10 protein-coding genes are annotated in these 11,667 nt (G+C 45.5%); 3 read left to right on the top strand and 7 right to left on the bottom strand.

The genetic code is table 11. The features are described 5' to 3' along the window. Positions 1-98: 98 nt before the first annotated feature. On the bottom strand, positions 99-905 hold the full coding sequence (xthA, locus tag RH46_RS19075; RefSeq protein ID WP_006881164.1) for an exodeoxyribonuclease III: 807 nt from the start codon (positions 903-905) through the stop codon (positions 99-101). 212 nt (positions 906-1,117) lie between these two features. Here xthA and RH46_RS19080 point away from each other — a divergent pair, with 212 nt between their 5' ends. Continuing rightward, positions 1,118-3,235 carry a methyl-accepting chemotaxis protein gene (locus RH46_RS19080; protein WP_006881165.1) on the top strand — a complete coding sequence of 706 codons (2,118 nt, stop codon included), beginning with the start codon at positions 1,118-1,120 and terminating at the stop codon, positions 3,233-3,235. A gap of 69 nt (positions 3,236-3,304) precedes the next feature. On the opposite strand, the gene RH46_RS19085 is transcribed toward RH46_RS19080, so the two are convergent. The 5 genes from RH46_RS19085 to dinG are packed head-to-tail and all read right to left on the bottom strand — an operon-like array spanning position 3,305 to position 8,039. Further along, on the bottom strand, positions 3,305-4,438 hold the full coding sequence (locus tag RH46_RS19085) for a ribosomal protein uL16 3-hydroxylase (RefSeq protein WP_006881166.1): 1,134 nt from the start codon (positions 4,436-4,438) through the stop codon (positions 3,305-3,307). Beyond that, positions 4,426-4,596 carry a pleiotropic regulatory protein RsmS gene (rsmS, locus tag RH46_RS19090; RefSeq protein WP_006881167.1) on the bottom strand — a complete coding sequence of 57 codons (171 nt, stop codon included), beginning with the start codon at positions 4,594-4,596 and terminating at the stop codon, positions 4,426-4,428. The genes RH46_RS19085 and rsmS overlap by 13 nt, the downstream gene beginning before the upstream one ends. Further along, positions 4,596-5,144 (bottom strand): primosomal replication protein, encoded by a 549-nt coding sequence (locus tag RH46_RS19095; RefSeq protein ID WP_006881168.1) that lies wholly within the window; start codon positions 5,142-5,144, stop codon positions 4,596-4,598. The genes rsmS and RH46_RS19095 overlap by 1 nt, the downstream gene beginning before the upstream one ends. A gap of 12 nt (positions 5,145-5,156) precedes the next feature. Then, entirely contained in the window at positions 5,157-5,936 is a 780-nt protein-coding gene (locus tag RH46_RS19100) for a sulfite exporter TauE/SafE family protein (RefSeq protein ID WP_006881169.1), read from the bottom strand. 27 nt (positions 5,937-5,963) lie between these two features. Further along, positions 5,964-8,039, bottom strand: coding sequence for an ATP-dependent DNA helicase DinG (gene dinG / locus RH46_RS19105; protein ID WP_006881170.1), 2,076 nt, complete (start codon positions 8,037-8,039; stop codon positions 5,964-5,966). Between the two features lie 516 nt (positions 8,040-8,555). Between dinG and RH46_RS19110 the strand changes: the two genes are divergently transcribed. Together RH46_RS19110 and RH46_RS19115 are read left to right on the top strand one after the other, a co-directional pair. Continuing rightward, entirely contained in the window at positions 8,556-9,596 is a 1,041-nt protein-coding gene (locus RH46_RS19110) for a porin (RefSeq protein ID WP_006881171.1), read from the top strand. A gap of 75 nt (positions 9,597-9,671) precedes the next feature. Next, positions 9,672-10,319, top strand: coding sequence for a YccT family protein (locus RH46_RS19115; RefSeq protein ID WP_006881172.1), 648 nt, complete (start codon positions 9,672-9,674; stop codon positions 10,317-10,319). Positions 10,320-10,370: 51 nt separating this feature from the next. Here the strand turns inward: RH46_RS19115 and bioA are convergent, their stop codons facing one another. After that, entirely contained in the window at positions 10,371-11,651 is a 1,281-nt protein-coding gene (gene bioA, locus RH46_RS19120; RefSeq protein ID WP_006881173.1) for an adenosylmethionine--8-amino-7-oxononanoate transaminase, read from the bottom strand. Between the last annotated feature and the right edge of the window lie 16 nt (positions 11,652-11,667).

Consider the following 11,667-nt stretch of genomic DNA (forward strand, 5'->3'; position numbering starts at 1 on the left):
CTTCTCGCTTCTCGCTTCTCGCTTCTCGCTTCTCGCTTCTCGCTTCTCGCTTCTCGCTTCTCGCTTCTCGCTTCTCGCTTCTCGCTTCTCGCTTCTCGCTATTTAAACGTCGACCAAATAGGCGCGTGATCAGAAGGCTTTTCAATCCCACGTAGTTCATAGTCTACGTCTGACTCGATACATTTCTCTGCCAGTTTTGGCGTTGCTAGTACCACATCAATACGCAGGCCGCGGTTGTCAGGGAAGCCTTTCGAACGGTAATCAAACCACGAGAAACGGTCGTTCACGTCTGGATGGATTTGGCGGAAAGTATCGACGAAGCCCCAGTCTAGCAGGGTTTTTAGCCACTGACGTTCTTCTGGCTGGAAAGAACATTTACCCGTTTTCAGCCAACGTTTTCGGTTAGGTTCGCCGATACCGATATCAGCATCAATAGGGCTGATATTAATGTCACCCATAACGATCAACTGCTCATCATTAGTGTGATGATCGTTTAGATAAGTCATTAGATCTGAGTAGAACTGACGCTTGTAAGGGAACTTGGTTTCGTGGTTGATGTTATCGCCTTGAGGGAAGTAACCATTAAGGATTGTTACTTTTTCGCCGTTATCATCTTCCACTGTCACCATGATCATGCGTTTTTGATGATCTTCATTGTCGGTCGGGAACCCCTTTTGTACCGAGATTGGCTCTTTCTTACATAGCATTGCCACACCGTAGTGGGCTTTCTGACCATGGAAGTAGACTTTGTAGCCCATAGCTTCGACATCTTCTAACGGGAACGCTTCGTCATGAACTTTAATCTCTTGAAGACCAATTACATCCGGTTGATGTTTGTCGATCACGGCTTGTAATTGGTGAAGGCGGGCACGAAGTCCGTTGATGTTGAAGGAAATGACTTTCATTTATATCCCTTTATATGGCTATTTGAATTCTTGTCTGGCCAATACTAGCATCAAATCGATGAGTGAGGGAAAGGTGAAAAGTCACTTCGGGTTCAATTAACATTTTTGTAAACTTTCGTTTTATAACAGAGTTAAATGTGGTGTAATTCGTCTAATGCCTGCGGGCCTATTAACCATGTTTTAACACACCGAGTTTGCTAAAAGGATGTATTATGCGAACGTTATCTGTGCAGTGGAAAATCACCCTCTTAGCGGGTTTCTGTCTTCTTGTTACTTCTCTCTCTTTAATCGGCTTTTCTGTCTATAACGCCGTATCAAATCAACATCAAATCAAGCAGCAAAGCTCCCAGTCTGTTATCAACAAGTCTGAGCAGATCGTTGAAACGCGAGCTTTGCTGAATGCGACGGAAGTAACCCAATTCCTTAATGGCGCCCTATATCGAGCAGAGATGCTGGCTTCAAGCGCGATGTTTCAAAAGACTTTAAGCGAAGAGAATTTTGGTGACAGTGAAGAGCTACGTACTGCGTTAGATGAGATGGTGCGCCGTGCAGTTCTGAGCTTTGATACCATTCAGGGCGCTTACTTGGTGTTCAGGCCGAATATGTTAGATAACGAAGACAGTAACTATGTCGACGCTGAATATGTTGGTTCGAATGAAACTGGTCGTTTTGCTCCGTACTGGGTTACCGCGCAAAATGGTGAAAATGTTGTTGCAAATGTTCTGTCTGAAGCTTTGCTGGCTGACGCGACCAACAGTGAACGTTTTTACTGCCCTATGGCGTCGGGTACGGCGTGTGTTACTACACCTCGTCTGATTAATCAGGATGGCGGGACGTTTTTGACCAGTTCTATCTCAGTTCCTTTGTTGCTTGATGATACCGCTATTGGCTTCTTTGGTATTGATTTACGTCTTGATGGTTTGTCTGGCATTGTGGCTGAGTCAGATCAACAGCTTTTCTCTGGTACAGGTTCTATTAATTTGGTGAGCCTAGATGGTTCTTTGATTGCCAGTGACGACTCTTCTCGTCAGGTCGGTCAGCCTTTTGTTAGCGAGATTGTGTCAAACGATCAACTGACGGATCTGTTGTTTGGTCAGGAAGTTAAGACTCAGTGGAGCAGCGATGGACGCTGGCTCAACGTATTTGCACCTATCATGGTCGCGAACCAAACTTGGGGTGTATTGTTCGATATGCCACGAGCAAGCGTTCTTGCTGATGCTGAAGCATTGGATCGAATCATTAGCGAGCAAGTTGCAGCCAGTGTCAAAACCGAACTTATTGCTGGCGCCGCTTTAATGTTACTTGGCCTTGCGACTATCGCTGTCGCGGCATCTCGTTTGGTTAAGCCAATTCGCGAAGTGGTTGAGCGACTCAATGATATTGCTTCTGGTGAAGGGGATTTGACTCAGCGTTTAGAAGTGAAATCTCAAGATGAGATTGGCCAATTAGCGGTTGGCTTTAATAAGTTTTTAGATAAATTACAGTCAATTATCAGTGATGTTGTTGATACCACTTTGCAAATTGGTACGACAACGCAGCAGTCTCACGTGGCCGCTCAACAAACGCGTGCTAGCAGTGATTCTCAGTTTAAAGAGGTCGATTTGGTTGCTACTGCTTCTGAGGAGATGACTCAGACTGCAGGCTTAGTTGTGCAGAACGCCGAAGTTGCCGTAAGGGCGGCAGAGCAAGCAAACGAAGCGGCAGCGACAGGTCAGAATGTTATTGAAGTCTCTCAGACTGAGATGATTCGCCTTGTTGATCGTATGACGGCAGCGGTGCCTGTTGTAGAAGAACTAGCGGCAAATAATGCGAATATTACAGAGATTCTTACTGTTATTGAGGGGATCTCTGAGCAAACAAACTTGCTGGCTCTTAACGCAGCGATTGAAGCAGCACGAGCAGGTGAGCAAGGGCGTGGTTTTGCCGTTGTTGCGGATGAGGTTCGCAATCTTGCTAGTCGCACACAAGATTCTGTCGGTGAAATTCGTAAAGTGATTGAAAACGTGCAGAACGGTACCCGTGATGTTGTGCAGGCAATTCAGGATGGTAATGATTTGGCTAACGATTCAGCAGCGCAGGTACAGAAGGCGGCGGCAGAGATTAGTCAGATCTTTGAGGCTATCGCTTCGATCAATGATATGAACTCACAGATTGTTAAAGCCGCAGAAGAGCAACAGTCCGTTTCGGCTGAGGTGAACCAAAGCGTGAGCAATATCCGTGACTTGAGTGCTCAGATCCTGACTCAAGCTGAAGAGTCGGAGATGGTCAGCACCCAAATTGGTGACCTATCAGACAAGCAACAGCAGTTGGTAAGCCAGTTTAAGGTTTAAACTTGTAGAATTAGATAGCAAAAGGGCTTCGATTAATCGAAGCCCTTTTTGATTGTATCTGTCATCGAATTAATCGAGGTACCAATACCCTTTATTGACCAACTCGGTCAGTAGTGTCACTGATGCTGCGGTTAGTGGCTCCGGCAAGTTATCACTGTCGATATGGTCACTATTACAAAGAGTGTGGACCAGCTTAGGGTCTTCCACATTAAATGCTTCACCATTGATGAATACTTGCTCGTTAGAGTCTTGGTGATAAAGCGCTCTCAGTCCTGATACTTTGCATAAGGTACCGTGAGACTCAAAATGGAAGCGTAATTCCAGTTCTGAGAGTGGTTGTTCAGGTTCAATGACATCAAGCTGATGGCGAGACTGGCTGAGCATCTCACCCAGGAATTGCTTAATGGTCTGTGGTGAGTTCAGGACAGATTTAAGCATCTCGGTCAGCCGCTTTTCATCTGATGCCTGTATTTCACCGTGGTTGGTTTGGGTGCTTAACTCTGGATTATGAAGGTGAACGTCGCCGATATCATTTGCCAGTACGTAGTCGGCAAAGTTACTTAACAGCTCCTGTTCTTTAGGAGAGCGAAAGCCGATTGAGTAGCTCATACTCGGATCTATGGTGTTACCTTCATGGGGGAAACCTGGCGGGATATAGAGAATATCACCGGGCATCAACACTTCATCAATAATGGCATCGAAACCTTCGATTTGTCTTAGAGCACTGGCCTGAATCGATTCGTTATACTGGCCTGTATCTTTAGCACCTACGCGCCAGCGACGTTTTCCACTACCCTGAATAATAAATACATCGTACTGATCAATATGTGGTCCCACTCCGCCTTTAGGTGCGGAATAACAGACCATCAAGTCATCAAACAGCCATTGTGGTAGCTGTTTAAATGGAGCAATAAGCTCTGCAGCACCAAGGTGCCAGTGATTACATGCCTGTACGATCAGTTGCCAATGTGATTCACTGAGTGATTCGAAGTGACTTTCAGGCAAAGGGCCGTGCAGTGCAGACCATTGACCATCCTGATTTGAGATAAAGCGAGAGTCGACTTCCTCCTCCATTGTCAGGCCAGCTAGCTCTTCTGGTGAGATAGGATCAACAAAGTCGGCGAAGCCAGCTTTTATTACAGTTGGTTTTTTGTGCCAATGTTCGGCAAGAAAAGAGCGCAAATCTATGTTTAGCTGGTACATGGTTGCTCCAGCTTTCTTTCCAAGTCAGACTGAACAATTTTTAGGGCAGCCAGCGCGACTTTAGGATCAACTTCGTTACTCTCTAACAGATAGATGAGGTCGACGGCAAGTTTGATTTCATCAGGAGCATTATCCAGCCCCTGGTTGGAAGAAGACATTATTGATTCCTTTCCCGGTAGGTTATCTGTTTCTCAACTTTAAGTTTAGCTTCCTGACAGCGTTTAAGCCGTTGCTCTGTCGCAATTAAGGCTTGCTGAGCAGCTTGTTGTTGAAAAGGAGGTGCGTATTGTAGGGCGAGTTCTTTATCACGCACCATCTCCATCAAGCGGCGTTCCCAATCCTGATGCTGAGCAAGATGCTGATAAAGCTCGTTAATTGGTTTTTGGAAGTAGCTTTTGTGTTTAGGCTCTTGCTTGCGAATTCGGGTGGTGGCGAGCTCGCGCTGAATTGCAGCGATTTGTGCCAGCAGACGTTCCGTTAGGTACTCGGCACGCATGGCAGTGAGCTTACCGGCTTGCTCTTCTCGGATGATGCTATCCAGTGTCGATTGGGTCTCTTTGACGCATGGAACCAGCAGTTTAGAACGACTTTGAAACAGACGTTCATCAAATAGAGGTTGATGGTGCTCACCACGATCGCGATCCAGTGCCGCCGCATTAACCGCTAATTGTTCTAAAGTGGATTGGAGCTGATTTATTTTGCTCATAGCTCTGCCTTCCTACAGATTGACGAACCAGGCTTCGTACGCAAGTTTCACCGCAAGAATACTGACTACGGTAACAAATACTGGTCGGATGAATTTAGCGCCAAATCGAATTGCAGAGTGTGCGCCAACAAAGGCTCCCGCCATCAGGCAAAGTCCCATAGTCAGGCCAAGTACCCAATCGATATGACCAAGCACAGCAAAGGTAACTAAAGAAGTAAAGTTACTGGTGAAATTCATCGCTTTTGCCAGTCCCGAAGCCAGCAAAATGTTCAAGCGATAAAGAGCCATTGAACTGACCGTCCAGAAGGCACCGGTACCAGGACCAGCAACACCATCATAAAATCCCAGTGTTAATCCCTGAGCGTACTGCTTCTTATTGAGAACCGGACAAGGTTGCGGAGTCTCATTGTTTACTGTGCTTGGTGTTTTATGCCAAATGGTATAAATAGCCGCGGCAAGGATCACCAGTGGCAGAATTTTCTCCAGCCACTCGGTACTGATCAGGTCGACAAATAAGGTACCCAGAATGGCCCCGGTTAGTGTGGCGAAAAACGCTCGTTTCCAGCAACGCGGTTTAAATAGTCTTTTACGGTAGTAGGTAAAAGCGGCTGTGGAGGAAGCAAACGTCGCTGCCAGCTTGTTGGTACCGAGTGCGATGTGCGGTGGTAAACCCAATGACAGTAAGGCAGGTACGGTGAGCATGCCACCGCCACCGGCGACGGCATCAATGAATCCGGCAAGGAAAGCAACCAGTGCCAACACCAACAACATGGTTGGCTCAAACAATTCCATATATTTATTCTTCTTTTATATAAGCGGCTAGTATTCGATGATTCGCTTAAAAGGTGGCAGTGAATCGAGTAGGGCACTGCCATAACGTTTGGTGACCACACGACGATCGAGAATGATGACTTTACCAGAATCCCTTTCTTTACGCAGCAAGCGTCCTACCGACTGAATTAATTTTTTACTCGCTTCTGGTACGGTGATCTGCATAAATGGATTACCACCACGGTTTTCAATGTACTCCGCATGCGCCTGCTCCACAGGGGAGGTCGGGACTGCAAACGGGATCTTGGTGATAATCAAATTCTCTAAAAGCTCCCCAGGCAGGTCTAACCCTTCAGAGAAGCTACCGGTACCAAACAAAACGCTGGTCTTCTGACACTGAACCAAGGTTTTATGTTTTTTTAGTATTTCTGCACGAGACTCTTTACCCTGAACCTGAAGTGCCCAGCCTCTTTTTACAAAATCTGTTGAGAGGGCTTCGGCTACCTGGTTCATCTGCCAATAAGAAGAGAACAGAACTAAGTTGGCTTTGTTAGCTTCGATTAAGTCAGGCAACTGCTCTATCAGGTGATCGGTAAACTGAGGTGCCTGAGGTTCATACTTCATCTTTGGTACATGTAGTTCTGCCTGATTCTGATAGTCAAACGGCGAGGCCAATGCCAGGAAACGCACCCCATCTTCTGCTTTCTCGCTTATGCCGGCCTGACGACAGAAAAAACTAAAAGAGTTTAAGGCACGCATTGTCGCTGAAGTGAGTACTGCGCCAATACAACGGCTCCACAACTGTTGGTCAAGTTGCCAACCTACCTCTAAAGGAGAAACGTTGACAATAAAGTCACCTTCACGCTCTGGGCTGACTTCAAGCCACCTTGCCAAAGGGGCACCTTTCTCTCTAAGTGGTTCGGCCATCAGATTCCAAACCTGAGCAAGATTGTCCATACGTTGTATATAAAAGCCAAGCTCGGCGAGTGCTGGTTCAGCCAACCGATTCGACAGTTCTCCGTCTTTTACTCGTTCGGCGATAAGGTCTGCAACTTTAGCCACTGCCTGAGCACCTTTGTGGCTCAGTTTTTTGAGATCTTTAGATTCTTCGCTTAGCCAATCTGGTAGCTCACCATTTTCAAAGCGATAGATTTTCTCTTCAAAATGGGCCGGATCAAAACGTGTCGCCAACTGAGTCAGCGATGGGATGAGTTGTTGAACTGAGTCCTGAAGTTCGTTTCTAAATCTTGCCACACGCTTTTCGTCCGCCATGTTGGCAAATTTTGTTACTGATTGGTTGAGTCGTTCTAACCAGCTAGCCGCGCCTTTTAAGCTGGCAGCAGCAGAAGAGTGGTCTCGAGCGACATGAGGAAGGTGGTGCGCTTCATCGAAAACGTAAATGGTGTTTTCTGGTTCAGGTAATATCACGCCACCACCAAGACCTGCATCCGCCATGACCAAACTGTGGTTAGCAATAATAACGTCGGCCTTATCCATCTCTGAGCGAGCTTTCTGGAAAGGGCAGTTCCGGTGTGCTGGCATACTGTTATTACAGCTGTGCTTATCGCTAACGATTAACTGCCAAATTTCGTCGGCAATAGGTTTCGGCCATGAATCTCGGTCGCCGTCCCACTTGTTCTGCGCTAATGAGCGGTACATGGTCTCAAGCAGGTCGATATCTTTCTTCTTTGGCTTGGTTTCAAACATGGCCAACTGACCACCATCTACGCCACTAGCCGCAGCAAGTTTTTCAGCGCAGCAATAACGCTGGCGGCCTTTAGCTAATATAAAAGAGAACTCTCGATCGGTTAGGCGACGGTATAGGGGCAGATCTTTGTTTACCAACTGCTCTTGCAGCGCAACTGTCGCGGTTGAAATTACCACCTTTCTATTGTTTAAAACGGCTACCGGAATTGTAGCCATTAAATAAGAGAGAGATTTACCAATTCCTGTACCCGCTTCAGCAACAAGCATGCGGGTTGATTTGTGATATTCGCCGCATAATGTCTTAGCTATCTCCGCAACAAGGTAGTTCTGCGCTCGACGAGGTACAAAGTTTTCTAGCTGAGACTGGAGGTTCTGATAACTAGAGCGAATGGATTGTTGGACTTTACTGGTGTTCATACTGTGACCTAAATTGCGGGTAGCGCATCATAGCACAGTTTGCTAAACACTACTTAGTTCACGAAATAGAATCCTTAATAACGAAATGTGGATCTTGTTCACAAAAAAAAACTGAACCTTCAGGGACTTACAATTAATTCTAAATGTAAAAAATATATCACGCCAAATGCTAAATTAACGCAGTGGAAAATTCTGCGCGAGAGTTAATTTTTGATAAATTGTAGACAGTTATACTATTTTAAAGAGTTGTTAAGTTTTCCGATTCACTATTGATAAAGTTATGAAGTCGCTCGAAATTTGCTCGTGATTTTGTGTAAGCCCTTGAAATATAAGTGATATATATTTTTTTATCTTGTGTTTTTAGAACATTTGACACGCCGAATAATCTTTTGCAATCTAGACCTCGAAATTTAGTGACGTTGATATCCGACCCATTAGAGGAAGGAATCATCATCAAAAAACATAAAGGGAACCGGACAAGGATTTCCCATTCTATAGAAAAGGCAGTGGATTATTATGAAAAAGACTCTAGTAGCTCTTTCAGTTCTAGCAGCAGCATCAGCTCAAGCTGGTTTTGAAATTTACAACCAAGACGGCGTTACTGTAAACATGGGTGGCGATATCGAAGTTGTTTACGTTCAAGGTAAAGCTAAAGATTCTAACCCAGTACAAGAAATTCAAGACGCAGATCTAGATTTCGACGTACGTTACGCAGTAAATGACAGCTTCCAAGTAGGTGGTTTCTGGCAGTTCACTGATGTAGGCCAAACTGAAGGTGATGCTTACGTTGCAGTTTACTCTGACAACTACGGTTCTCTTAAATTCGGTCGTACTTGTACTGCTCTAGATGATGCTGGTATTGGTTCTGACTACCAGTTCGGTCTAACTACATTCTTCGAAGATTCAGAAGTTTACTGTGCTGACGAAATCGCTCGTTACGACTTCGACAACGGTACTTTCCACGCTACTCTAGCAGCAGCGCAAGACATGAACGGTAACATCGGTCTTCAAGACAGCTCTACATTCGTAGATGGTAAGCTAGGCTACCGTGTTGCAGATTTCGACCTAATTGCATTCTACGGCAACGGTACAATGGCTTCTGGTGTTGAAGAAACACTATGGTCTGCACAAGCTAAGTACTCTGGTATTGAAAACGTTGAACTAGCAGTTGCTTACTACGATATGACTGGTAAGCCAGCGAGCGGTGATAAGACTGATACAGATACTATCGCTCTAGCTGCAACTTACTCAATGGATAAAGTTACATTTGCAGCTGGTTACTCTATGTCTAGCAGCAACGCTAACCTATACGGCACAGACGTTAACGGTAACCAAATCGAAGAGAAAGACCTAAACGCTTGGTACATCAACGCTGGTTACGCTATCGCTCCTAACACAACTCTATACGCAGAAGTTGGTGGTGATGACGGTTACTCTGGTACTGATACTACAACTTACGCGTTCACTCCAGCTGCTGGTTCAGTTGCAACAACAACAACTTCTGATTACCAGAAGAACGACATCGGCTTCGCTGTTGGTGTTAAAGCATTCTTCTAATCTTAGTTGAAATAGCTACAATAGAAGCCACCCAATAGGGTGGCTTTTTTAATTACAATAATTCAGGGAATTTCTATGAAACGACATCTATCTCTATTTGCCGTGTTATTTGCGTCGTCAGCATCGGCAGCTGTTATCGAACCTTCTAATGGTGTCGAGATCTTGTTAATTGATGGGGTAAAAGTAGAAGAAACTCGTGATGCAGCAACTGTTGAGGCTGGTCCAGTGCAACTGGTTGTTAGGTACAGTAAAAAACTAAAGGATAGCGGTAAATATCGAGTGTTTGATTCTTCACCTTATGTTATCAATTTTGATGCTTCTGAAGAGGATATGGAAATCTCTATTCCTAAGATGTATAGCTATAGTCAGGCCAATACATTCTTTAAAAAAGATGCAGACTGGGCGATTGAAACTGAATCTGGTAAAAGCGTTAAATATACGCAAGAAGTGCTTGATCGAGGTGATGGTGTCTTCCCTTACTACGACATGCCAAAGCTAGTGCACGAGCACAATGCAAAACGCGGCTTAGTTGTTGGCTCAGGTGCTGCACTTGCCGCAACAGCCCAAGACGCGAATGCGACCATTGTTGAAGTTGTCGAATCTGGCGAAAAGAAAGTAGTTAAGTTAGAAACTAGCAACCTAGACCAACTAAAAGCTTGGTACCTAAAATCTTCTAAACAAGAGCGTAAAGAATTCCGCCGTTGGATGATTGACCAAGAATAAAAAAGCTTGAAATTTCGAGCTGCTAGTCACTCGCAGCTCGAAACTTAACGGTTAACTGCTAAAGCACTCTTCACTATTTAACGCACACTCCACCGCATCCACCAGTTTCTGTATATGTTGAGGCTCGCTAATAAACGGCGGCATCATATAAATCAGCTTACCAAATGGGCGAATCCACACGCCTTGCTCGACAAACAGTGCTTGAATCGCTTCCATATTGACGGGTGTCGTTGTTTCAACCACACCAATTGCACCAAGCCAGCGTACGTCTGCTACTAATTCATGTTGTTTTAATTTAGGCAGTAACTCAGAAAAGAGTTGCTCGATTTGTTTTGTCTGTTGCTGCCACTCATTTTGCTCTAACAGTTCCATGCTGGCTGTCGCCACGGCACAGGCTAATGGGTTAGCCATAAAGGTTGGACCATGCATAAAACAGCCGGCTTCACCGCCACACACGGTGTCAGCGACTTCGCTTGAGGCCAGAGTAGCGGATAACGTCATATAACCACTGGTTAATGCTTTACCGACACATAGAATGTCGGGTTTGATGTCAGCATGCTCACAGGCAAACATCTTGCCGGTACGGCCAAACCCAGTCGCAATTTCATCAAGGATCAACAGTACTCCAAACTCATCGCAGAGTTCTCTGACGCCTTTCAAAAACTTCGGATGGTAAATTCGCATACCGCCAGCTCCCTGAACGATCGGTTCGAGGATTACTGCCGCTATTTCACAATGGTTTTCACTCAGTTGAGTTCTGAAATTATCCAGATCGGACTCATCCCACTCTTGCCAGAATCCGGTTTTTGGTGAAGCGGCAAAGATGTGTTGAGGAAGGAAGCCTTTGTATAGCGAGTGCATTGAGTTATCAGGATCAGTGACCGACATCGCGGCAAAAGTATCGCCATGATAACCATCTCTCAGGGTGAGAAACTTTGGTCTTACTTCGCCTTTGGCATGCCAGTATTGCAGCGCCATCTTCAGACTTACCTCAACCGCTACTGAACCAGAATCAGCGAGGAATACGTGCTGAAGGTTATCTGGTGCGAAAGAGAGCAGCTTCTTACACAAGTTAATGGCAGGATCGTGAGTAATGCCACCAAACATCACATGAGACATTTTATCAATCTGGCTATGAGCTGCAGCATTAAGGTGAGGGTGATTGTAACCATGAATCGCTGACCACCATGATGACATGCCATCAATCAGCTGTTCACCGTTCTCTAATTGCAGCATGACTCCCTGGGCGGAGGAGACTGGGTAGCAGGTCAGAGGTGTCAGTGTAGAAGTGTAAGGATGCCAGATATGACGGCGATCGAAAGCGAGATCCATGTTCAGTTCCTGAAAT

It is taken from the genome of Vibrio brasiliensis LMG 20546 (genome assembly GCF_000189255.1).
GTDB classification, from domain to species: Bacteria; Pseudomonadota; Gammaproteobacteria; order Enterobacterales; family Vibrionaceae; genus Vibrio; species Vibrio brasiliensis.

Coding starts and splice junctions, on each gene's coding strand:
- RH46_RS19115 (WP_006881172.1), top strand. CDS start 9,672: ATGAAACGACATCTATCTCTATTTGCCGTGTTATTTGCGTCGTCAGCA.
- rsmS (WP_006881167.1), bottom strand. CDS start 4,596: ATGTCTTCTTCCAACCAGGGGCTGGATAATGCTCCTGATGAAATCAAA.
- xthA (WP_006881164.1), bottom strand. CDS start 905: ATGAAAGTCATTTCCTTCAACATCAACGGACTTCGTGCCCGCCTTCAC.
- dinG (WP_006881170.1), bottom strand. CDS start 8,039: ATGAACACCAGTAAAGTCCAACAATCCATTCGCTCTAGTTATCAGAAC.
- RH46_RS19080 (WP_006881165.1), top strand. CDS start 1,118: ATGCGAACGTTATCTGTGCAGTGGAAAATCACCCTCTTAGCGGGTTTC.
- RH46_RS19100 (WP_006881169.1), bottom strand. CDS start 5,936: ATGGAATTGTTTGAGCCAACCATGTTGTTGGTGTTGGCACTGGTTGCT.
- RH46_RS19085 (WP_006881166.1), bottom strand. CDS start 4,438: ATGTACCAGCTAAACATAGATTTGCGCTCTTTTCTTGCCGAACATTGG.
- bioA (WP_006881173.1), bottom strand. CDS start 11,651: ATGGATCTCGCTTTCGATCGCCGTCATATCTGGCATCCTTACACTTCT.
- RH46_RS19110 (WP_006881171.1), top strand. CDS start 8,556: ATGAAAAAGACTCTAGTAGCTCTTTCAGTTCTAGCAGCAGCATCAGCT.
- RH46_RS19095 (WP_006881168.1), bottom strand. CDS start 5,144: ATGAGCAAAATAAATCAGCTCCAATCCACTTTAGAACAATTAGCGGTT.